At 67.8% G+C, this 21354-nt stretch carries 18 protein-coding genes; 6 read left to right on the top strand and 12 right to left on the bottom strand.

Translation table 11 applies throughout. The annotated features are described in order from the left end of the window. The first annotated feature begins 11 nt into the window (after positions 1–11). Together IB228_RS08040 and IB228_RS08035 are read left to right on the top strand one after the other, a co-directional pair. Complete coding sequence (locus IB228_RS08040) at positions 12–1151, top strand: glycosyltransferase family 4 protein (protein ID WP_183639342.1); 1140 nt, start codon at positions 12–14, stop codon at positions 1149–1151. Continuing rightward, on the top strand, positions 1126–2463 hold the full coding sequence (locus IB228_RS08035) for an O-antigen ligase (RefSeq protein WP_183639341.1): 1338 nt from the start codon (positions 1126–1128) through the stop codon (positions 2461–2463). The genes IB228_RS08040 and IB228_RS08035 overlap by 26 nt, the downstream gene beginning before the upstream one ends. A 67-nt stretch (positions 2464–2530) precedes the next feature. Here the strand turns inward: IB228_RS08035 and IB228_RS08030 are convergent, their stop codons facing one another. Further along, entirely contained in the window at positions 2531–3448 is a 918-nt protein-coding gene (locus tag IB228_RS08030; RefSeq protein ID WP_183639340.1) for an LpxL/LpxP family Kdo(2)-lipid IV(A) lauroyl/palmitoleoyl acyltransferase, read from the bottom strand. Positions 3449–3482: 34 nt separating this feature from the next. Here IB228_RS08030 and waaA point away from each other — a divergent pair, with 34 nt between their 5' ends. Both waaA and IB228_RS08020 read left to right on the top strand, forming a co-directional pair. Then, entirely contained in the window at positions 3483–4781 is a 1299-nt protein-coding gene (gene waaA, locus IB228_RS08025; RefSeq protein ID WP_192198032.1) for a lipid IV(A) 3-deoxy-D-manno-octulosonic acid transferase, read from the top strand. 8 nt (positions 4782–4789) lie between these two features. Further along, positions 4790–6034, top strand: a complete 1245-nt coding sequence (locus tag IB228_RS08020) for a CaiB/BaiF CoA-transferase family protein (RefSeq protein WP_343227059.1) — start codon at positions 4790–4792, stop codon at positions 6032–6034. Between the two features lie 500 nt (positions 6035–6534). Here IB228_RS08020 and IB228_RS08015 read toward each other — a convergent pair whose 3' ends face one another. The 3 genes from IB228_RS08015 to IB228_RS08005 all read right to left on the bottom strand — a co-directional run bounded on the left by IB228_RS08015 (position 6535) and on the right by IB228_RS08005 (position 9416). After that, positions 6535–7926 (bottom strand): TolC family outer membrane protein, encoded by a 1392-nt coding sequence (locus tag IB228_RS08015; protein WP_192198031.1) that lies wholly within the window; start codon positions 7924–7926, stop codon positions 6535–6537. 20 nt (positions 7927–7946) lie between these two features. Further along, the gene (locus IB228_RS08010) at positions 7947–8603 is read right to left on the bottom strand and encodes a protein-L-isoaspartate O-methyltransferase (protein ID WP_183639336.1); all 657 of its coding nucleotides are present in this window, start codon (positions 8601–8603) and stop codon (positions 7947–7949) included. Positions 8604–8750: 147 nt separating this feature from the next. Beyond that, entirely contained in the window at positions 8751–9416 is a 666-nt protein-coding gene (locus IB228_RS08005) for a TetR/AcrR family transcriptional regulator (RefSeq protein WP_183639335.1), read from the bottom strand. A 110-nt stretch (positions 9417–9526) separates the two neighbouring features. Between IB228_RS08005 and IB228_RS08000 the strand changes: the two genes are divergently transcribed. Both IB228_RS08000 and IB228_RS07995 read left to right on the top strand, forming a co-directional pair. Next, the gene (locus tag IB228_RS08000) at positions 9527–10624 is read left to right on the top strand and encodes an efflux RND transporter periplasmic adaptor subunit (protein ID WP_225562320.1); all 1098 of its coding nucleotides are present in this window, start codon (positions 9527–9529) and stop codon (positions 10622–10624) included. A 76-nt stretch (positions 10625–10700) separates the two neighbouring features. After that, entirely contained in the window at positions 10701–13871 is a 3171-nt protein-coding gene (locus IB228_RS07995; RefSeq protein ID WP_192198029.1) for an efflux RND transporter permease subunit, read from the top strand. 23 nt (positions 13872–13894) lie between these two features. Here IB228_RS07995 and IB228_RS07990 read toward each other — a convergent pair whose 3' ends face one another. The 8 genes from IB228_RS07990 to IB228_RS07955 all read right to left on the bottom strand — a co-directional run bounded on the left by IB228_RS07990 (position 13895) and on the right by IB228_RS07955 (position 21328). Beyond that, positions 13895–14218, bottom strand: coding sequence for a low molecular weight protein tyrosine phosphatase family protein (locus IB228_RS07990; RefSeq protein ID WP_192198028.1), 324 nt, complete (start codon positions 14216–14218; stop codon positions 13895–13897). Positions 14219–14229: 11 nt separating this feature from the next. Beyond that, positions 14230–14925, bottom strand: coding sequence for an aspartate/glutamate racemase family protein (locus IB228_RS07985; protein WP_192198027.1), 696 nt, complete (start codon positions 14923–14925; stop codon positions 14230–14232). Between the two features lie 66 nt (positions 14926–14991). Then, entirely contained in the window at positions 14992–15396 is a 405-nt protein-coding gene (locus IB228_RS07980) for a hypothetical protein (RefSeq protein WP_192198026.1), read from the bottom strand. A 127-nt stretch (positions 15397–15523) separates the two neighbouring features. After that, complete coding sequence (leuB, locus tag IB228_RS07975; RefSeq protein ID WP_192198025.1) at positions 15524–16612, bottom strand: 3-isopropylmalate dehydrogenase; 1089 nt, start codon at positions 16610–16612, stop codon at positions 15524–15526. Beyond that, complete coding sequence (gene leuD / locus IB228_RS07970) at positions 16602–17183, bottom strand: 3-isopropylmalate dehydratase small subunit (RefSeq protein WP_141455471.1); 582 nt, start codon at positions 17181–17183, stop codon at positions 16602–16604. Before leuD ends, leuB begins: the two co-directional genes overlap by 11 nt. Further along, positions 17183–18634 (bottom strand): 3-isopropylmalate dehydratase large subunit, encoded by a 1452-nt coding sequence (gene leuC / locus IB228_RS07965; protein ID WP_225562319.1) that lies wholly within the window; start codon positions 18632–18634, stop codon positions 17183–17185. Before leuC ends, leuD begins: the two co-directional genes overlap by 1 nt. A 13-nt stretch (positions 18635–18647) precedes the next feature. Then, positions 18648–20207 (bottom strand): 2-isopropylmalate synthase, encoded by a 1560-nt coding sequence (locus IB228_RS07960; RefSeq protein WP_183639327.1) that lies wholly within the window; start codon positions 20205–20207, stop codon positions 18648–18650. Then, a complete protein-coding gene (locus IB228_RS07955; RefSeq protein ID WP_183639326.1) occupies positions 20204–21328 on the bottom strand; it encodes a threonine dehydratase in 1125 nt (374 codons plus the stop codon). Before IB228_RS07955 ends, IB228_RS07960 begins: the two co-directional genes overlap by 4 nt. Positions 21329–21354 lie beyond the last annotated feature (26 nt).

Genomic DNA, 21354 nt, shown 5'->3' with positions numbered 1-21354 from the left:
GCCGGGCCGCGATGCCCCGCCTGACCGTGGTGCAACTGCTGCCGGCGCTGGAGTCCGGCGGCGTGGAGCGATCGACCCTGGAGATCGCCGAGGCGCTGGTCCGGGCCGGCCATCGTGCCATCGTCGTCTCCGCCGGCGGCCGGTTGGTACCCGCGCTGGAAAAGTCCGGCGCCGAACACATCACCCTCGACATCGGCCGCAAGTCGTTGCTGACCCTGCGGCACGTCCGCACCCTGCGCGATCTGTTCCTGCGCGAGCGCCCGGATCTGGTGCACGCCCGTTCGCGCCTTCCGGCGTGGCTGGGATGGAAGGCGCTGGGCGCTGTGCCCACCGCGAGGCGCCCGCGCTTCGTCACCACCGTGCACGGCCTCAACTCGCCGGGTCGCTACAGCGCGATCATGACCCGTGGCGAACGGGTGATCTGCGTATCGGAAACCGTGCGCGACTACGTGCTGGCGCACTACCCGCGCACCGATCCCGGCAAGCTGCGGGTCATCCCGCGCGGCATCGATCCGACACGCTTCCCACATCGGGCATGGCCTGATCGGGCGATGCGCGCCGAGTTCGCCAGCGAATACCCGGGCCTGGCCGGCGACGGCCCGCTGCTGTTGCTGCCCGGCCGCGGGACGCGGCTGAAGGGGCATGGCGATGCGGTCTCGCTGCTTGCCCGGCTGCGCGCGCAGGGACTGGACGCGCGATTGTGGATGCCCGGCGCGCGCGAAGCCGGTCGCGAGCAGTACATCGGCGAACTGGAACGGCAGGCCGGGCAGGGCGGCTTCGGCGACGCGCTCGTGATCACGCCACCGACCGCACGCATCGCCGATGCCTATGCGGCGTCGGATCTGGTGCTGCAACTGTCGCGCAAGCCCGAGGCATTCGGTCGCACCGTCATCGAAGCGCTGTCGGTGGGACGTCCGGTGGCGGGCTGGGCCCATGGCGGCGTCGGCGAACTGCTGGCGGAACTGCAACCGCAGGGCGCGGTGCCGCCGTTCGACGAAGCAGCGCTGCTGCGGACGGCACAATCCCTGCTGGCGTCGCATCCGTCGCCTTCAGCGGCTACGATGCCGGCCTACACCCTGCGTGCGATGCAGGACGCCACGCTCGCCACCTATCTTGAACTCGCCCATGACCGCCAGCTCGCCGATCACTGAGAACGCGCAGCACGCGCCCCACGGCTGGCGCTGGGCGCCGGCGTGGGTGCTGACGTTCGTCGCGCTGTGGCCGATGCCCGGGTTCGCCGAGGGCGTGATGGTGCTCGGCGCATTGGCGGCCATCGTCCGCTTGCTGCTGGCGCGCTTCCGCGGCAGTGCCAGCCTGCTCAGCAATCCGGCGTGGGCGCTGACCAGCGTGATGTTCCTGGCCTACTGGCTGCCCGAGCTGATTTCGGCCGTCGAGGCGGTCGACTCCGCACGCGCGCTGCGCGAGGCGGTGGTGGATCTGCGCTACCTGCCTTTCCTGTGGCTGGTCGCCGCCGCGGTGGCCAACGAACGCGGCCGGCGGACCACGTTCGGCGGCCTCGCCGTCATCGTGGCGGTATGGACCTGCGATGCGCTGCTGCAGGCGGTGTCGGGCACCAGTCCACTGTTCTGGAGCCTGGATCAGCTCAAGCAGCTGACCAGTGGTCATTCCATGTGCACGGCCGAGGACGTGGCGGTGCTGGATCGCCTCAGCGGCTTCCTGGGGCCCTGCAACCTCAAGCTGGGCGTGGTGCTGGCCAGCCTGTCCCCGTTCGTGCTGTTCGGCGCGGGCCGGAAGCTGGGAACCTTCGGATGGGTCGCCGCGGCCGCGGCGGTAGGCGTGGTGATCATCCTGGCCGGCGCGCGCGCCGCCTGGATCACCTATGCGCTGGTGCTGGTGTTCTCCGGCCTGCCGCTGCTGGGCTGGAAGCGCCTGTTGGCGGTGTTCGCCTTCGGCGCGCTGGCGCTGGTCGCACTCGGCGTGTCCTCGCCGCAGCTGCGCGAACGCCTGGACCGCACCAGCCAGGCCCTGGCCGCCGACGAGGACGGCGTCGACATGGCGCTGTCCGGACGTACCCAGATCTGGGGCGCGGCCTGGTGCATGGTCAAGGAACAACCGATCAACGGCGTCGGCGTGAGGGGATTCCGCAAGGCGTTCCCCGACTGCGATCCGTTGCACGGCGGCCGCCCGGCATGGGGCCACGGTCCCGCGCTGCATGCCCACCAACTGGTGCTGGAAGTGCTGAGCGAAACCGGCGGCATCGGCTTGCTGCTCTGGCTGGCCGGCGCCGCGCTGGCCTGGCGCGCCTGGCGCTATGCCACCCCGCAGGCCAAGGAACGCGCGCGCCCGGCGATGCTGGCGCTGGCGGTGACGGTGTTCCCGTTCAATACCCACCTGGCGTTCTATTCGACATTCTGGGGCGGGCTGACCCTGATGCTGGCCGCGCTCTACACCGGTAGCCTGCTGGCCCGCGAGGCCGCGCCGGAATCCGGGCCGGCGGCGTGATCCGGTTGGCGGGTCCCGCGGCCTGAGCGAGGCGTGTCTGATCCGGACTGCGCGGACTACAGGCGGACTACGGGTCGTACCGCTTGCTGCGGCCTTCGGGCTGGCGCTTGAAGCGGCGGTGGATCCACAGGTACTGCGCGGGCGCTTCCCGCACCATCGCTTCGATCTGCGCGTTGACGCGCGCGCTGTCGGCCACCGCGTCCTGCGACGGGAAATCCTCCAGCGGCGGCGCCACCCGCAGGATGTAGCGGCCGCCTTCGCGGCGATGGAAGAACGGCACCACCGCGCATCCGGTCAGGCGCGCGAGCTGGTGGGTGGCCGTAATGGTGGCGGCCGGCACGCCGAAAAACGGTGCGAACACCGTGTCCTTGCCGCGCATGTCCTGGTCGGGCGCGTACCAGAGGAAACCACCCTGCTTGAGATGACGGACCGCGCCGCGGATCTCGTCGTTGGTGAACATGTGGGTGGCATAGCGCAGGCGGCCGCGCTTGACCGCCCATTCGAACACCGGATTGCGGTGGCGCCGGTACATGCCGGCCAGTTCGATGTGGTCGCAGATGAGCCGGCCGCACATCTCCAGGGTCATGAAATGCCCGGACACCATCAGCACGCCGCGTCCCTGCGCACGCAGCGCCTGCAGGTGTTCCAGTCCTTCGACGACCACGTCGCGCCGCATCGGCGTGATCGAGCCCCACCAGGCGCGCGCGAACTCGAACAGGCCGACGCCCAACGCCTGGAAGCTGTCCTTCAGCAATGCCTGCCGCTCCGCCTCGTCCATGCCCGGGAAGCACAGCGCGAGGTTGACCTCCGCCGCGCGCCGGCGCGAAGGCGCCAGGTATGGCGCCAACCAGCCGATGCACGCACCCAGCGCGCGCTGCACCGGCCAGGGCAACTGCGCCCCGGCGACCATGACACCTAGGCCAAGCCACTTCAGCCACAGGCGTGGGGAAAACGGGGGGCGGGCGGGCATCTGCGGGGCGGCCATGGCTTAATTCTAGCGTCTTACCTATCCTTTCCCGATGCGGAAGGACTTCACCGAGCGTTTGTTGCGTGGCCTGTACTCGGGCGCGCTGTACCTGTTGACGCCCGTCACCGTGTACCACCTGATCTGGCGCGGTTTCCGCTTCGCCGAGTACTTCCAGCGCTGGAACGAGCGCTTCGGCAGTTATGAGCGCAAGCCGGAGCCGGCGGACATCTGGCTGCATGCGGTGTCGGTGGGCGAAGTCAACGCCGCCGCGCCGGTGGTGGAAGCCTTGCGCCGCGCGCGTCCGGACCTGCGCTGGGTGGTCACCACCATCACCCCGACCGGCTCGGAGCGGGTCGCCGCCCTATGGGGCGACAGTGTCGAACACGTCTACGCGCCCTACGACCTGCCCGGCGCGGTCGGACGCTTCTTGGACCATTACCGCCCGGCGATCGGCCTGGTGATGGAAACCGAGCTCTGGCCCAACCTGCTGTTCGGTTGCCAGGACCGCCACATACCGACCTACATCCTCAACGGTCGCCTGTCGGCGCGTTCGCTGCGCGGCTACAGCGTGCTGCGGCCGTTGATCGCGCGCACCCTGCGTACCCTGCGCCGGGTCGCCGCGCAGTCCGATGCGGATGCGCGCCGGTTCGTGGTGCTCGGCGCGGATCCGGAACAGGTGCGCGATATCGGCAACCTCAAGTTCGATGTGCGTGTTCCCGATGGACTGGACGGATTCGTGGCGGGCTTCCGCGAGAGCGTCGGCCCGCGTCCGGTCTGGATCGCGGCCAGTACCCACGAGGACGAGGAATCGGCGGTGCTGGCGATCCACCGCCATCTGCGCGCGCGCTGGCCGGATCTGCTGCTGCTGTGGGCGCCGCGCCATCCCGAGCGCTTCCCGCGCGTGCAGGAAGCGGCCGAAGCCGCGCACCTGCGCACGGCCTCCCGTCGCGGGAAGCGCTGGCCGGCCGCGGATACCGACGTGTTCGTCATCGATACGCTGGGGGAACTGGCTTCGTTCTACGCCTGCGCGGATGTGGCTTTCGTCGGCGGCAGCCTGCAGCCGATCGGCGGCCACAACCTGCTGGAACCGGCCGCGGTGGGCACCCCCGCGGTGACCGGTCCGCACCTGCACAATTTCGTCGAGATCGCCAAGCGGCTGAGGGAGGCCGATGCGCTGATCGTCGGCCAGGACGCGCAGGCGGTGGCGGCCGGCGTGCAGCGCCTGCTCGAGGACCCGATCGAACGCCAGCGCATGGCCGACAACGGACGCGCGCTGGTCGAACACGGACGTGGCGCGCTGGCGCGCACGCTGGCGATGATCCAGCCGGATCTGCCGCCCTCGGTGGACTGACTGCGCCGGTGAGCACGCCCGCCATTCCTCCACAGTCGCTGTCCGGTGTGCGCGTGCTGGACCTGTCGCGGGTGCTGGCGGGGCCCTGGTGCACGCAGACGCTCGCGGATCTGGGCGCGGACGTGATCAAGATCGAGCGCCCCGGCAGCGGTGACGATACCCGTGGCTGGGGTCCGCCATTCCTGCGCGATCACGATGGCCACGAGACCGGCGAGTCGTCGTATTACCTGTGCGCCAACCGCAACAAGCGATCGCTGGCGGTGGATATCGCGACCGCCGACGGGCAGGCGTTGATCCGCCGGCTGGCGCGGGGCTGCGACGTGGTGGTGGAGAACTTCAAGGTCGGCGACATGGCGCGCTACGGACTGGACGCCGCCCGCCTGCGCACCGACGATCCGCGCCTGATCTATTGCTCGATCACCGGCTACGGACAGACCGGGCCGTATGCGCGCCGCCCCGGTTACGACTTCGCCGTGCAAGGGCTGGGCGGCCTGATGAGCGTGACCGGCGAACGCGACGGTCTGCCCGGCGCGGGACCACAGAAAGTGGGCGTCGCCGTCGCCGATCTGTTCACCGGCATGTACGCCACCGTCGCCATCCTGGCCGCGCTGCGGCATCGCGACGCGACCGGCGAGGGACAGGTCATCGACATGGCGCTGCTCGATGCGCAGGTGGCGATGCTGGCCAATCTCGGCAGCCAGTACCTGGTGGGCGGCGTCGTGCCGCAAAGGATGGGCAACGGCCATCCGAGCATCGTGCCGTACCAGGCGTTCGAGGTCGCCGACGGCCACGTCATTCTCGCGGTCGGCAATGACGCGCAGTTCGCGCGCTTCTGCGCCATCGCCGGACATCCGGAATGGGCCGGCGATCCGCGCTTCGCCCGCAACGCCAATCGCGTGCGCAACCGCGACGTGCTGGTTCCATTGATCGCGTACGCGATGCGCATGCGCGTACGCGCGGATTGGCTTGCGGCGCTAGAAGCGGGCGGCATTCCATGCAGTTCGGTCAACGACATCGACGAAGTGTTCGCGGATCCGCAGGTGCGTGCACGCGGCCTGCAAGTGGCCGTGGATCATCCCGCGCGGGATGCGCTGCCGTTGGTGGCCAGCCCGCTGAGACTGTCGGCCACGCCGGTGCGCTATCGAAGCGCGCCGCCCACGCTAGGGCAACATACGGAGGAAATCTTGCGCGAATTCGGCTTCAGTGGAGAAGAGATTGCGGCTTTATGGGTGGCCGAAGCTATATCCTCTTAGTTCAAACGGAGCAACAGTCTCCATTGCTGTTGCTCCGTACCTCGGACGACTCAAGGGACGGTACAGGCCATCGTTACCCTCACAATCCAAGGTCCGAACTTTCCGACCTGTTGTTGGCTTATCACGTTAACTCTGGCGAACCTTGAGTCACCACCCATGAATGCACATTGTCGTTTGACTTCCATTGTGGCGAAGTTCATGGCGCTGGCCTGTGTTGAACCGGAACCGCTTCCATAAACCGTTCTTGTCCAAGCGGCTTGAGCCCCTTGCGTTGCCAGGCACAGGATCGCAGCAGTGCCAAATGCAACTACACACTTTTTCATTGCTAGCTCCTTCTTAGCGGATGGGAGCGTTGAAGCTATGAACGTTTCTACATGTAGTTGTTATCTATCGGTTAGTTCGAAGAGAAAATCCTTCAAAATTAGATTAGTCATATTCTTGGAGCAACTAAAAAAGGCGGGCCGAAGCCCGCCTTTTTGGTTGTTGCCCGGAAGATAGTTTTAGTTCGTACCGGTGGCCGCCGGCGCCAGACGCGCCTCGGCGTTGACCGTCAGCAGGCGGTTCACGTCTTCGACATCGGCGCGCTCCAACGTGCCGGCGGCCTGCTCCAGCAACAGCCGGTTCTGCAGGTACTGGTACTTGGAGCGGGCATACTCGACCTGCGCCTGGAACAGTGTGCGCTGGTTCTGCAGCACGTCCAGCACGGTGCGGGTACCGACTTCCAGGCCGACTTCGGAAGCGTCGTAGGCGCTCTGCGCCGACACCACCGCCAGGCGGCGGGCCTCGACTTCGCTCACGCCCGCGACCAGCGCCTGATAGACATTGCTGGTGTTGCGGACCAGGGCGCGCTTGGTCTGCTCGACGGTGTCGTCGGCGATATCGCGTTGGGCCAGGGCCTGGCGCACGCGCGACTGGGTGGCGCCACCGGCGAACAGCGGCACGTTCAGGGTGATACCCCACCGGTGGCCTTCGGAATCGCTCGAAATGCCCGGGCTGCCGGGGCCGTGCACCGAATCCCAATTGGCGCCGTTGCTGTAGCTGCCCTGGAAGCTGAGGGTCGGGTAGTGAGCGGCGCGCGCGCTGGACACGCCGAAGTCGGCGGCCTGCTTCTGGAACTCGGCGGCTTTCAGTGCCGGATTCTGTTCGACCGCGCGATCCACCCAGCCCTGCGCCGACTGCTCGGCCGGCAGTTCGGGACGGAAATCGTCCGGCAGGCCCTGCAGGTTGCTGATCGGCTGGCCGGTCAGCTCCGTCAGTGCGCGATAGGTGTCGTCCAGGGTGTTGCGGCTCAGGATGGTGCTGGCGCGGGCGCTGTCGTACTGCGCACGGGCTTCATGCACGTCGGTGATCGGCGCCAGGCCGACTTCGAGGCGCTTCTGGGTGTAGTCGAACTGCTTCTTGGCGGCAGCTTCGTTGGTCTGGGCCGCGGCCAGCGACTCGATCGCGATCAGTACGTCGAAGTAGGCCGCCGACGTGCGGGTGATCAGTTCCTGGTTCGACGAGTTGAGGCTGTAGTCGGCCGCGGAGCTGTTGGCGCGCTCGGCACGCAGGTTGGAGATGCGGCTCCAGTCGAAGATCGACTGGCTCACCGTGGCGCCGTAGGTGCGGCCCTTGGTGTCACCGACCGCGACGACGTTGCCGAATTCATCCTGCTGGAAATTGCCGGGGCGGCTGCTGTGCGAACGCTCATAGCCCACCGAGCCATTGAGCTGCGGAAGCAGCGCGGCGCGTGCCTGCACCTTGCCTTCCTTGGTGCTCAGCGTGTTGGACTCGGCGATCGACAGCTGGGTATCGCCGGTCCGCGCCAGATCGAAGGTCTGGAGCAGGTCGGTGGCGCTGGCGCCGACGGGCAGGGCAAGGGCGAGCGCGAGTACGAGGGGGCGACGGCTCATGCGGTTTCCTTATTGATCCTTTAGAAGACGAACTTCGGCGCCGGGGCGGCGCCGACAAGGTAGGCGAGATCAGTCTCGAACAACGATTCGATGCGGCCGCCGTTGACATCGGCGTGGTGCAGGACCGCTTCCATCACCGGCGACTGTCCGCGCACGACGAACAGGCGGCCACCGGGGCGCAGCCATTCCAGGAAACGCACCGGGATGCTGTCCACCGCCGCGGTCACGCAGATCGCATCGAAGCGGCGCTCGGTCGTGTAGTGCAGCGCATCCGCGGTTTCGATGCGGACGTTGTTGCCCAGGCCGGTGCGATCCAGGCGCTCGCGCGCGGCGGCGGCCAGTTCGGGCTGGATTTCCAGGCTCACCACGTCGCGCGCCAGCGCGCCCAGGCAGGCCGCCATGTAGCCGCTGCCGGTGCCGATCTCCAGCACTTCCTCATCGGACTGGATGTTGAGCGCCTGCAGGGTACGGCCCTCGAGCACCGGCTTCATCATCTTCTGGCCATGGCCCAGCGGGATCTCCAGATCCGCGTAGGCCAGCGCGCGGTGAATCTCCGGGACGAACGCCTCGCGCGGCAGCGTGGCCAGCACGTCCAGCACGCGGACTTCCAGCACGTCCCAGGGACGTACCTGCTGTTCGACCATGTTTTCGCGGGCGAGGGAGTAATCGATCGTCATGGGGGAAATCATCCGGCGCGTGGGACTGGGTCGAGCATTTTACCGGGACGGCCCCGGTCGCGCTCGGGAAGGATCGCGGCTGGCCCCCGCAGGGCGCAGTGCCGGAAGTCACCGCGACCTCCGTCGGGCATCCTCGGCCGCATGAGCCTAGCGCTTTCCGTAGGCCCGCAGGAACAGGTCCACGCCGGCATCCAGGTGGCTGTCCACGTCACCCCGGCCGGGCCGCTCGCACAGGCCGCACATCATGCGTCCATGGAGATCGCCCTTGATCAGGCTGAAGAACTGCTCGGCGGCCCGGGGCACGTCGGGGATATCCAGCTCGCCGGCATCCACGCGCGCCTGCAGCAGGGCCGCGAAGGCGTCGTGGGTGCGCTGTGGCCCGGCCTGCCAGAACACCTGCTTCAGGTTGTCGTCGATGTTGCCGGGCACCAGCATCATCCGGTGGGTGCTGATGGCCTCGTCGCTGCTGATCAGGGCGAAAAACGCCTGGGCGATGACCCGCAACTGGTCGCGCAGCGGTCCCTTGAGTTCGATCTGGAACAGATCGTCGGGCAGCATTTCCTCGCATTTGGCCCGCACGGCCTCGGTGAACAAGGCTTCCTTGTCACCGAAATGGCTGTATACGGTCAGCTTGGAGACGCCGGCCTCGGCGGCGATCTGATCCATCGAGGTTCCTCCGAAGCCCTCGCGGGCGAACAGCCGCTTGGCGGCGTCGAGGATGGCGGCGCGCTTGCCGAGATCCTTCGGACGCCCCGGCCCGGTGGCGGGCTTGGCGGCAGGACGGCGGCTGGCGGGGGGAACGGGGCTGGCCATTCGGCAATACTAGACTACTCGGTTCGATATTTATACTATACCGGCAAGTCCATTAATTACTGAATGACAACGGAGTCGCGATGCACAGGCACGGCTTGCGCGGGATCGGAATGGGTCTGTTCCTCGGATTGGCGCTGTCGGCCTGCGGAGGAAGCGATGAAGCCGCGGAAACCCCGCGGCCGGCCATGGTGGTGCATCCCGCCGGCGGGGTCGAGGCCGCGCTGACGGCTTACGCGGGCGAGGTGCGGGCCCGCGAGGAAAGTCCGCTGTCGTTCCGGGTCGGCGGCAACCTGACCCGTCGAAACGTCGATGCCGGCGCGCGGGTGCGGCGCGGAGAAATTCTGGCGCTGCTGGATCCGGGTGATTTCAGCCTGCAGGAGCAGGCCGCGCGCGCCGAACTGGCCGCGGCCGAGGCCGAACTGGCCCGCACCCGGGGCGATCGGGACCGTTATGCCAAGCTGGTCGAGCAGTCGGTAGTCAGCCGCTCGGCCTACGATGCGCAGGTCGCGGCCTGGAAGGCCGCCGAAGGCCGCGCCCGCGCCGCCCGCGCGCAGATGGAAGTGATGCGCAACCAGGCGGGCTATTCGCAACTGCGCGCGCCGCGCGACGGGGTGATCGCCAGCCGCCAGGCCGAAGCGGGCCAGGTGGTGGCCGCCGGCCAGACCATCTACACGCTGGCCGCCGATGGCGGGCGCGAGGTCGCGATCGGCCTGCCGGAAAACCGCATCCGCGAGTTCAGCGTCGATCAGCCGGTACTGGTGGAACTATGGAATGCGCCGGGTGAGCGGTTGCCGGGCACCATCCGCGAAATCGCACCCGCGGCCGATTCGCAGACCCGCACCTACGCCGCGCGGGTCAGCCTGGTCGGCGAAGCGGTCAACGCGGTCGAGCTGGGCCAGAGCGCGCGCGTCTACGTACAGGAACATGGCGCCAAGGCGGCATTGAAGCTGCCGCTGTCGGCGGTGCAGCGTGGTGCCAAGGGCGGCACCGCGGTCTGGGTGGTGGATCCGAAGACCGCCAAGGTGTCGCTGCGACCGGTTCGGCTCGGCGCCTATGGTGATACCGAAGTACCCGTGCTGTCCGGCGTCGCCGCGACCGACTGGGTCGTGGCCGGCGGCGGCCATCTGCTGCGCGAAGGCGTGGCGGTGACGCCCGTGGATCGGGACAACCGCCCCGTGCTGGCGGTGCCCGCCAAGGAAGCGCGCTGATGAAAGCGACGATCAGCATGGCGCGCGCGCCCGCGCGGCAGCTTCGCGTCGCATCCATTGAAGGGAGTCGCTGACCATGCGCCGCTTCAATGTCTCCGAGTGGGCCCTGACCAACCGCTCGCTGGTGCTGTTCGCGATGATCGTGCTGGCGCTTATCGGTACCTGGTCGTACCGGCACCTGGGCCAATCCGAGGATCCACCGTTCACCTTCAAGGCGATGGTCGTGCGCACGGTATGGCCCGGCGCGACCGCGGACGAAGTGTCCAAGCAGGTCACCGAGCGCATCGAGAAGGCGCTGATGACCACCGGGAAGTACGAGTTCATCCGTTCCTATTCGCGGGCTGGCGAGTCGCAGGTCATCTTCATGGCCCGGGATTCGCTCAACTCCAGGGACATTCCCGAACTCTGGTACCAGATCCGCAAGAAGGTCGGCGACGTCCGCTATACCCTGCCCGAAGGCGTGGTGGGGCCGTTCTTCAATGACGAGTTCGGCGACACCTTTGGCAACATCTATGCGTTGACCGGGCCGGGTTTCGACTATGCGGTGATGAAGGACTACGCCGACCGCATCCAGCTGGAACTGCAGCGCGTATCCGACGTGGGCAAGGTGGAACTGGTCGGACTGCAGGACGAGAAGGTCTGGATTGAACTGTCCAACACCAAGCTGGCGACGCTGGGCATCCCGTTGACGGCGGTGCAGCAGGCGCTGGACGAGCAGAACGCGATGACCCCGGCCGGCTTCTTCGAGACGCCGAGCGATCGCGTGCAACTGCGCGTCAGCGGCGAATTCAGTTCGGTCGAGGAGATCCGCGAGTTCCCGATCCACGCCGGCGGCCGCACGGTGCGCCTGGGCGACATCGCCGAAGTGCGTCGCGGCTTCGCGGATCCATCCGCGCCGAAGATGCGCTTCATGGGCGAGGATGCCATCGGCATCGCGGTCGCGATGAAGGACGGCGGCGACATCCTCAAGCTGGGCGATACCCTGGAACACGAATTCCAGCGCCTGCAGAAGACCCTTCCGGTCGGCATGCAGCTGCGCAAGGTATCCGACCAGCCGCATGCGGTGGAGGAATCGGTCGGCGAGTTCGTGCGGGTGCTGACCGAGGCGGTGATCATCGTGCTGGTGGTGAGCTTCTTCTCGCTGGGTCTGCGTACCGGCCTGGTGGTGGCGGTCTCGATCCCGCTGGTGCTGGCGATGACCTTCGCGGTGATGCATTACTTCGGCATCGGCCTGCACAAGATCTCGCTGGGCGCGCTGGTGCTGGCGCTGGGCCTGCTGGTGGACGACGCGATCATCGCGGTGGAGATGATGGCCATCAAGATGGAGCAGGGTTACGACCGGCTGAAGGCGGCGAGCTTTGCCTACGAGTCGACCGCCTTCCCGATGCTGACCGGCACCCTGGTCACCGCGGCCGGCTTTCTGCCGATTGCGACCGCCGCGTCGAGCACCGGCGAATACACGCGCTCGTTGTTCCAGGTGGTGACGATCGCGCTGGTGGTGTCGTGGATCGCGGCGGTGCTGTTCATTCCCTATCTCGGCGACAAGATGCTGCCGGATCTGGACCAGCCGCGCCCGCCCAAACCGGGTTCGCTGGCCGCGCGCTGGCATGGCCTGCGCGCGCGCCTGGCCGATCGCCATCCCACACTGGCCGGCTGGCTGGAACCCGCGCCGCATGACGCCCATGATCACGACCCCTACCAGCGGCCGTTCTACCAGAAGTTCCGCAAGCTGCTGGATGCCTGCCTGCGCCATCGCTGGCTGGTGATTGGCGTGACCGTGCTGGCATTCGTACTGTCGATCGTGATGTTCCGTTTCATTCCGCAACAGTTCTTCCCCGATTCGGTGCGTCCGGAACTGATGGTGGATCTGGAGCTGGCCGAAGGCAGCTCGCTCAAGTCCACCGACGCGCAGGCGCGCCAACTGGAGAAGCTGCTGGCCAAGCGCGAAGGCATCCAGAACTACGTGGCCTACATCGGCACCGGCTCGCCGCGTTTCTACCTGCCGCTGGACCAGCAATTGCCACAGGCCAATTTCTCGCAGTTCGTGGTGCTGGCCGATGACATCGAGACGCGCGAATCGACACGCAAATGGCTGATTGAGGAAGTCGCGCCGAAATTCCCGCAACTGCAGTTCCGGGTGACCCGGCTGGAGAATGGACCGCCGGTGGGCTATCCGATCCAGTTCCGCGTGTCGGGCGAACATATTGATCGCGTGCAGGCGCTGGCACGCCAGGTGGCCGAGAAGGTGCGCGCGAACCCCAATGTCGCCAACGTCAATCTCGACTGGGATGAACCCAGCAAGATCGTGCGCCTGGTGATCGACCAGGATCGCGCCCGCGCGCTCGGCGTGAGCACCGCGCAGGTATCGCACTTCCTGACCAGTTCACTGTCGGGCCTGCACGTGAGCACCTATCGCGAGGGCAACGAGCTGGTCGAGATCCTGCTGCGTGGTCCGGAGCAGGAACGCGCGCGCATGGATCTGGTCGGCAGCCTGGCGGTGCCGACCAGCAATGGCGGAAGCGTGCCGCTGTCGCAGATCGCCAACCTGGAGTACGCCTTCGAGGACGGCATCATCTGGCACCGCAACCGCCTGCCGACGGTGACCGTGCGTGCGGATCTCAATACCGATGATCTGACCCCGCCGACCGTGGTGGGGCAGATCCAGCCGACCCTGGAGGACATCCGCAAGGCGCTGCCGGAAGGCTACCTGCTGGAGACGGGCGGCACCGTCGAGGATTCGGCGCGCGGGCAGAATTCCATCAACGCGGGCATGCCGCTGTTCCTGCTGGTGGTGGCGACCCTGCTGATGTTGCAGCTGCGCAGCTTCCCGCGGATGGCGCTGGTGGCGATGACCGCGCCGCTGGGGCTGATCGGCGTGACTCTGGCGCTGCTGATCTTCCGGGTGCCGTTCGGTTTCGTCGCCATGCTCGGCACCATCGCCCTGGCGGGCATGATCATGCGCAATTCGGTGATCCTGGTGGATCAGATCCAGCAGGACATCGACGCGGGCCATGACCGCTGGCATGCGATCATCGATGCCACCGTGCGCCGGTTCCGGCCCATCGTGCTGACCGCGCTGGCGGCGGTGCTGGCGATGATCCCGCTTTCGCGCAGCGCGTTCTTCGGGCCGATGGCGGTGGCGATCATGGGCGGCCTGACCGTGGCGACCCTGTTGACCCTGCTGTTCCTGCCGGCGCTGTACGCGGCCTGGTTCAAGGTCAAGCCCGAGGAAGGCAACGCGGCCTGACGCAGGGTGGGCTTCGGCCCGCCCTAGCGAAGATACCGCGGTACCTTGGCGCGCAGCAGCGCGATCAACTCCGGGTCCATGTAGTCGTACTCGTCAGGGATATCGAGGCAGACGATTCGCTGCCGGCCCAGGTGGGCACGGAAGCGCGACGACAGCTTGTCGCGGTGCGCGCGTTCCATGACGAATACCAGATCCGCCCACGTCAACAACTCCGGCGTGAGCGGATTTTCAGCATCGTTGTTCAGGCCGGCCGACGCGGTCTCCACGCCGGGCCAGTCCGCAAAGACCTGCTCGGCCGTCGGACTGCGCAGACGGTTCTGGCTGCAGATGAAAAGCACCTTGCGCATGCCTGCCGGACTCAGGCACCGAGTGCGTGGTCGGCCGCGGCACGGGCATGCAGCGCGGTGGTATCGAAGAGCGGGACGGGCGAGTCGTCCGTGCCCACCAGCAGCGATATCTCCGTGCATCCCAGGATCACCGCTTCCGCACCGCGTGCAACCAGACGGCCAATGATGTCCCGATAGAGGTGCCGCGAGCGGTCGTCGACGATGCCCCGGCAAAGCTCCTCGTAGATGATGCGGTGGACCTCGAGGCGGTCTTCGCTCCCGGGGACAAGCACTTCCAGGCCATGCCGCCGCTGCAGGCGCTCGCGATAGAACTCCTCTTCCATGGTGAAGCGCGTGCCTAGCAGGCCGACCCGCCGGACTCCCGCCGCGGCGACGGCGCTCGCGGTCGGATCGGCGATGTGAAGCAATGGCAGCGCGATCGCGGCTTCCACCGCGGGCGCGACCTTGTGCATCGTGTTGGTGCAGATCACCAGGAAATCGGCACCGGCCGATTGCAGGCGCCGCGCACCGTCTGCCAGCAGCGTCCCCGCGCGCTCCCACTCGCCGCCGCGTTGCAATTGTTCGATCTCGTGGAAATCAACGCTGTAGAGCAGGAGGCGCGCCGAATGCAGCCCGCCCAGGCGTTCCTGCACGCGCTGGTTGATCAGGCGGTAATAGGGCACGGTGGATTCCCAGCTCATGCCACCCAGCATTCCGATGGTCTTCATGCCGGCATTGTAGGGGCGAGGACACGCGGGTGATGCGTGTGGGAGACAGGTGGGAACGGATGCCAATCAGGCGTCCGATGGAGAACCTTCGTCGCGAACCAGGGCTTCGCCGGCCGGTTTCGGATCGGACTGTAGAACCAGTTGTGCCAGCAACGCCACCCACACGGGAATCACAAACCAGCCCCGCCAGACATCTTCGAGCCCGCTCTTCGGGAATCCATGCTTCGCCACGAAGTAGAACACGCCGAAAAACAGCAGGACGAAGATCGGAACCAGGCGCGGTTGCATGAGGCCCATGAGCCCGGACTCGTTGGCGTCGGCCGTTTCCGCGGGCGAGTTGAGCAGGAAGACCAGGGCCAGCGGAAGGACGCCTTCCAGCACCGGCCATCCCGCCAGCGAGCCGACGCCCCAAAGCGTGATCAGCGAGGCGGAGACCACCAGTTTCAATCGATGCTTCGTGCCGGGCGTCATGTCCGCGTCCTCTGCTTGGTGAGGCGGACTATGGCCGGATCAGGCCTCAACCACAAGCAGTTGGGGGACGGCTGGCATGACAGGCAAAAAAAGGCGGGCCGAAGCCCGCCTGTCAGAGAGAGCAGACTCAGTCCCTGAGTTCGGCGACGTAGCAGTGCTCGTTCAACTGTTCGACCACCGCCTGGGCGGCGGCCTGGGTGGAGACACCGCGACCACCCGCGGCCAGATCATTGGTGAACACCTGCGCGTTCAGGGCGCCGTCGACCGCGCGCTCGATGCAATCTGCCTCTTCGTCCAGGCCCAGCGAGTGGCGCAGCAGCATCGCGCAGCTCAGGATGGTGGCGTACGGGTTGGCGATGCCCTTGCCGGCGATGTCCGGCGCGGAACCGTGGATGGGCTCGTACAGGCCGACCCGGCCGTCGCCCAGCGAGGCCGACGGCAACAGACCCAGCGATCCGGCCAGCATCGAGGCTTCGTCGGTCAGGATGTCGCCGAACATGTTCTCGGTGACGATCACGTCGTACTCGCGCGGCCGCGACAGCAGATGCATGGCCATGGCATCGACCAGCACGTGCTCCAGTTTCACGTCGGCGAATTCCTCGCGGCCGATGCGCGCGGTAACGTCGCGCCACAGGCGCGAGGTCTCCAGCACGTTGGCCTTGTCCACCGACACCAGGTAGCCGCGACGCTGGCGCGCCAGGCGGAACGCGCTGCGCACCACCCGCTCGATCTCGGTGACGCTGTAGCTGCACAGATCGCTGGCGCCGCGTTCGTCGCGGGTCTTGTCGCCGAAGTAGATGCCGCCGGTCAGTTCGCGCACCACCATGATATCCACGCCGGTCAGCAGGTGCGGCTTGATCGGCGAGGCGTTCAGCGCGGCCGGGTGCGGGCGGACCGGTCGCAGGTTGGCGAACAGGCCCAGTCCACGGCGCAGCGCCAGCAGGCCCTGCTCGGGACGGATCTTCGCGTTCGGGTCGGACCATTTCGGTCCGCCCACCGCGCCCAGCAGCACCGCGTCGGCCTGCTGGCAGGCGCGCAGCGTGGCGGCCGGCAGCGGATCGCCATGACGATCGATGGCGATGCCGCCGATGTCGTGTTCGGTGAAGGTGAAGTCGTGGCCGTGGCGACGGGCCACGGTACGCAGGACGGAGACGGCGGCGGCGGTGACTTCCGGACCGATGCCGTCGCCGGGCAGGACGGCGATTTCAGCGCGCATGGCGGGTTTCCTCGTAGTGTTCGATATCGGCCTGGCGGGCCAGCAGATAGCCCATTTCGTCGACGCCCTCGAGCAGGCAGGTCTGGGCGAAGGCATCCAGCGGGAAGGGGTAGACGCGGCCGTCGGGCGTGCGCAGCTCGCGCGCGGCCACGTCGATGACCAGTTCGTCATCGGGGCGTTCCATCAGCGCCTGCACGTCGTCCTCGGCCAGCACCACCGGCAACAGGCCGTTCTTCAGGCTGTTGTTGCGGAAGATGTCGGCGATCTCGCTGCTGACGATCGCGCGCAGGCCCAGGTCGGTCAGCGCCCACGGCGCGTGTTCGCGCGAGGAGCCGCAGCCGAAGTTCCGGCCGGCCAGCAGTACGGCACGGCCGGCGTTTTCCGGCTGGTTGAACGGGAATTCCGGATTGGGCGTGCCGTCGGCCTGCCAGCGCCAGTCGTTGAACGCATTGCGGCCCAGACCGGCGCGTTCGGTGGTGGACAGGAACCGGGCCGGGATGATCTGGTCGGTGTCGATGTTGGTCTGGCGCAGCACGACGCTCTGCGAACGCAGTTCACGGAAACCGCTCATCACGCCACCTCCTTGCGCGCACCGAACAGTTCGCGGGGATCGCTGACCCTTCCGTTCACCGCCGCCCACGCCGCCGTCAGCGGCGAGGCCAGCAGGGTGCGCGAGCCGGGGCCCTGGCGTCCCTCGAAATTGCGGTTGCTGGTGCTGACGGCCAATTGGCCGGGGGCGACCAGATCACCGTTCATGGCGATGCACATCGAGCAGCCCGGTTCGCGCCATTCCGCACCGGCGGCACGCACGATGGCGTCGATGCCCTCGGCCTCGGCCTGGCGCTTGACCTGCTCCGAGCCCGGCACCACCAGCATGCGCACGCGCGCATCGATCTGGCGGCCGCGCAGTACGGAAGCGACCTCGCGCATGTCGCTCAGGCGGCCATTTGTGCAGGAGCCGACGAACACCACGTCCACCGCGGTGCCGGCCAGCGTGTGGCCCGCCTCCAGCGCCATGTAGTCCAGTGCCTTGCGCGCGGCGGCGTCGTTGGCGGCGGGAATCGGAACATCCACGCCGATGGCGGTGCCCGGATGGGTGCCCCAGGTCAGGGTCGGGCGAATGTCCGCGGCGTCGATGCGCACTTCCACGTCGTGGCGGGCACCCTCATCGCTGCGCAGCGCCGACCACTCGCGCCTGGCCTGCTCGAAGTCGGCGCCCTTGGGCGCGCGCGGCGCCTGCGCCAGCCAGGCGAAGGTGGTCTCGTCCGGGGCGACCATGCCGGCGCGCGCACCGGCTTCGATCGACATGTTGCACAGGGTCATGCGCTGCTCCATGTCCATCGCGCGGATGGTGGAACCGCGATACTCGATAACGTGGCCGGTGCCGCCGTTGACGCCGATCACGCCGATGATGTGCAGGATGACGTCCTTGGCGCCGACGCCCGGCGCCAGTTCGCCTTCCACCGTGATCGCCATGGACTTCGGCTTGCGCTGCAGCAGGCACTGGGTGGCCAGCACGTGGCCGACCTCGCTGGTACCGATGCCGAACGCCAGCGCGCCGAACGCGCCGTGGGTGGAGGTGTGGCTGTCGCCGCAGACGATGGTCATGCCGGGCTGGGTGAAGCCAAGTTCCGGCGCGATGACGTGGACGATGCCGCGCTGGTCGGAACCCATGTCGAACAGTTCGATGCCGTGTTCGGCGCAGTTGCGCGCCAGGGTCTGGACCTGCGATTCGGCGGCGGCCGTGTAGTAGGGCAGCCTGCCGTCCGCGCCGGCGGGCAGGGTGGGCGTGGAGTGATCCATCGTCGCCTTGGTGCGGTCCGGGCGGCGCGGCTTCAGGCCGCGCGACTTCAGTTCGGTGAACGCCTGCGGCGAGGTCACTTCATGAATCAGGTGCAGGTCGATGTAAAGCACCGCGGGCGCGGCGTCGCTTTCGGGACTGACGACGTGCGCGTCCCAGAGTTTGTCGAACAGGGTACGGGGTGGTTGGGTGGTCATGGTCGGGGAGTCGGGAGAATTCATGTCGCGATCGGCCTCACGCGGCCGCTACTTCCTGGCTGGCAACGCGGCGATGGCGCAGCAGGCGGTTGGCCACGTCCAGCCACGCCAGCGCCGATGCCTCGATGATGTCCTTGCTGGTGCCGGTGCCTTCGTATTCCTCGCCTTCGCAGCGCACCGACAGGCTGGCCTCGCCGCGCGCGTCGGCGCCGATGCCGACGCTGTGAACCTGGTAGCTCTCCAGTTGCAGCTGCACGCCGGTGGCGGCTGAAAGCGCGCCGAACAGCGCGTCCACCGGACCATTGCCCTGCGCCGTTTCGGCGACCCGGTTGCCATCCGGATCCGACAGTTCGACCAGGGCGTTGGCGCGGCTGCCGACGTCGCTGATGGTCATCGAGGACAGGCGGTAACCGTCGCTGACGGACGCATCCTGCATCAGCGCCTGCAGGTCGGCGTCGCCAACCACGCGCTGCTTCTCGCACAACGCCTTGAACTGCTCGAACACCAGCTTCAGCTCGTCCTCGTCCAGCCAGTAGCCCAGTGCGCGCAGGCGCTGTTCGACCGCTGCGCGGCCGCTGTGGCGGCCCAGCACCATCTGCGAAGAGGGCCAGCCCACGTCCTGCGGCTGCATGATTTCGTAGGTGCCGCGATGGCGCAGCATGCCGTGCTGGTGGATGCCGGATTCGTGGGCGAAGGCGTTGGCGCCGACGATCGCCTTGTTGCGCTGAACCGGCATGCCGACCAGCCGCGACAGCAGCTGCGAGGTCGGCACGATGCGGCGGGTGTCCACCCCGGTGTCCAGGTTGTAGAACGCGTTGCGGACCTTCAGCGCCATCACGATTTCCTCGATGGCGCAGTTGCCGGCGCGCTCGCCGATGCCGTTGATGGAACCCTCCACCTGGCGCGCGCCGCCCTCGATGGCGGCCAGCGAGTTGGCCACGGCCAGGCCCAGGTCGTTGTGGCAGTGGGTGCTGAACACCACCTTGTCCGCGCCCGGCACCTGCGCGATTACGCGCTGGAACATGCCGCGGATTTCCTCCGGCGTGGTGAAGCCCACGGTATCGGGCAGGTTGATGGTGCGGGCGCCGGCGGCGATCGCGGCGGCGACCACCTCGTGCAGGAAATCCTCCTCGGTGCGGGTGGCATCCTCGGCGGAGAACTCGACGTCGTCGATATGCGCGCGCGCCATGCCGACGTGCTTGTGGACCGACTCCAGCACCTGCTCGCGGCTCATCCGCAGCTTGTGCTCGCGATGCAGCGGACTGGTCGACAGGAACAAGTGCAGGCGTGGCCGGGCGGCGGCGGTGACCGTGCGCAGCGAGGTCTCGATGTCACCCGCCAGGCAGCGCGACAGCACCGCCAGGGTGGTCCCGCGCAATTCACGCGCGATCAGCGCGTGCGCCTCGCGGTCCGACTGCGAGCTGGCGGGGAAGCCGGTCTCGATGATGTCCACGCCCAGGTCGGCCAGCCCGCGCGCCATCACCAGCTTTTGCTGCGGGGTCATGCTGCAGCCGGGCGACTGCTCGCCGTCACGCAGGGTGGTATCGAAGATGCGGACGTGGTCGGACGGCTTGGATTCGGAAATGTTCGTGTTCACCAGCTGGATTCCTCTGCGACGGCGGCAGTGCGGCGCGGACGGGATGCGGGCGGCACTGCGGTGGAACGGGGGATGGTTGGATTGCGCGGCGTCGTGCCGGCAAGCGAAGGCTCGCCTTCGCGGTTGCGCCGGCGCGGTTTGCGCGGCGGGCGCGGACGGACTTCGGAGAGCAGTCGGGCCAGGACGGTGGCATCGATGTTCCCGCCGGACACCACCGCGCACTTGCGCTTGCCGGCCACGCGCCGGCCGGCGGCCAGCGCCAGCGCGCCGGCGCCTTCGGCGATGACGTGTTCCTCCAGCGCCAGCCGGACCAGCGTCTCGCGCAGTTCGGCCTCGCGCACGATGACCACGTCGTCCAGCAGGTTGGCGCACAGGCGGCGGGTGATGAAGCCGGGAATCTTGACCCGCACGCCGTCGGCCAGCGAAGCGGCGGGATCGCGCGCGGCGGTGTCGCCGCGGATGGCGCGGGCCATCGAATCCACGCCTTCCACCTGCGCCCCGATCACGCGCACGCCCTGCGATTTCAGCGCCAGCGCGACACCGGACGCCAGGCCGCCGCCGCCGATCGGCACGATGACCACGTCTGGCGCGTGTGGGGCGATTTCGATTCCTACCGTGCCCTGGCCGGCGATCACGTCCGGGTCGTCGAACGCGGACAGGAAGCGGTAGCCGTTCTGTTCGGCGAGGTCACGGGCGAAGGCGAAGGCTTCGTCGTAGCTGGCGCCATGCTGGCGCACGGTCGCGCCCCAGTGGGCGACACCGGCGATCTTGGTTTCCGGCGCGCCGTGCGGCATCACCGTGATGGCCTGCACGCCCAGCCGGTAGGCAGCCCAGGCCACGCCCTGGGCGTGGTTGCCCGCCGAAGCGCAGATGACCGGGCGGCTGTCGCCGCGTTCGCGCGCGGCCAGCAGCGCGTTCAATGCGCCGCGCACCTTGTAGGAACCGGTGCGCTGCAGGTTCTCCAGTTTCAGCATCACGCCGAAGCGTTCGGCATGGTGCAACGGCGTCGGCGGCAGATAGCGGCGCAGGCGCGCCTGCGCGGCCAGCACATCGGCCACGCTGACCCGGACGTCGCCGACGTCCGGGTCTTCGCTGCTGGCGGCGCGGCCGGCATCAGGCATCGCGGCACGCGAACGGCTGATGTTGA

The organism is Pseudoxanthomonas sp. PXM04 (genome assembly GCF_014851695.1).
GTDB classification, from domain to species: domain Bacteria; phylum Pseudomonadota; class Gammaproteobacteria; order Xanthomonadales; family Xanthomonadaceae; genus Pseudoxanthomonas_A; species Pseudoxanthomonas_A beigongshangi.
Note: the sequence above shows the minus strand (reverse complement) of the source record. Positions and strands in the feature narration are given on the sequence as shown.

What these genes read in the sequence shown, in the direction of transcription:
- IB228_RS07955 (WP_183639326.1), bottom strand. Translation starts at nt 21,328, where the DNA reads ATGCCTGATGCCGGCCGCGCCGCCAGCAGCGAAGACCCGGACGTCGGC.
- waaA (WP_192198032.1), top strand. Translation starts at nt 3,483, where the DNA reads ATGCGGAAGGACTTCACCGAGCGTTTGTTGCGTGGCCTGTACTCGGGC.
- IB228_RS07995 (WP_192198029.1), top strand. Translation starts at nt 10,701, where the DNA reads ATGCGCCGCTTCAATGTCTCCGAGTGGGCCCTGACCAACCGCTCGCTG.
- IB228_RS08010 (WP_183639336.1), bottom strand. Translation starts at nt 8,603, where the DNA reads ATGACGATCGATTACTCCCTCGCCCGCGAAAACATGGTCGAACAGCAG.
- IB228_RS08015 (WP_192198031.1), bottom strand. Translation starts at nt 7,926, where the DNA reads ATGAGCCGTCGCCCCCTCGTACTCGCGCTCGCCCTTGCCCTGCCCGTC.
- IB228_RS07985 (WP_192198027.1), bottom strand. Translation starts at nt 14,925, where the DNA reads ATGAAGACCATCGGAATGCTGGGTGGCATGAGCTGGGAATCCACCGTG.
- IB228_RS08005 (WP_183639335.1), bottom strand. Translation starts at nt 9,416, where the DNA reads ATGGCCAGCCCCGTTCCCCCCGCCAGCCGCCGTCCTGCCGCCAAGCCC.
- IB228_RS08040 (WP_183639342.1), top strand. Translation starts at nt 12, where the DNA reads ATGCCCCGCCTGACCGTGGTGCAACTGCTGCCGGCGCTGGAGTCCGGC.
- IB228_RS07980 (WP_192198026.1), bottom strand. Translation starts at nt 15,396, where the DNA reads ATGACGCCCGGCACGAAGCATCGATTGAAACTGGTGGTCTCCGCCTCG.
- IB228_RS07990 (WP_192198028.1), bottom strand. Translation starts at nt 14,218, where the DNA reads ATGCGCAAGGTGCTTTTCATCTGCAGCCAGAACCGTCTGCGCAGTCCG.
- leuB (WP_192198025.1), bottom strand. Translation starts at nt 16,612, where the DNA reads ATGCGCGCTGAAATCGCCGTCCTGCCCGGCGACGGCATCGGTCCGGAA.
- leuD (WP_141455471.1), bottom strand. Translation starts at nt 17,183, where the DNA reads ATGAGCGGTTTCCGTGAACTGCGTTCGCAGAGCGTCGTGCTGCGCCAG.
- IB228_RS08030 (WP_183639340.1), bottom strand. Translation starts at nt 3,448, where the DNA reads ATGGCCGCCCCGCAGATGCCCGCCCGCCCCCCGTTTTCCCCACGCCTG.
- IB228_RS08035 (WP_183639341.1), top strand. Translation starts at nt 1,126, where the DNA reads ATGACCGCCAGCTCGCCGATCACTGAGAACGCGCAGCACGCGCCCCAC.
- IB228_RS08000 (WP_225562320.1), top strand. Translation starts at nt 9,527, where the DNA reads ATGGGTCTGTTCCTCGGATTGGCGCTGTCGGCCTGCGGAGGAAGCGAT.
- leuC (WP_225562319.1), bottom strand. Translation starts at nt 18,634, where the DNA reads ATGAATTCTCCCGACTCCCCGACCATGACCACCCAACCACCCCGTACC.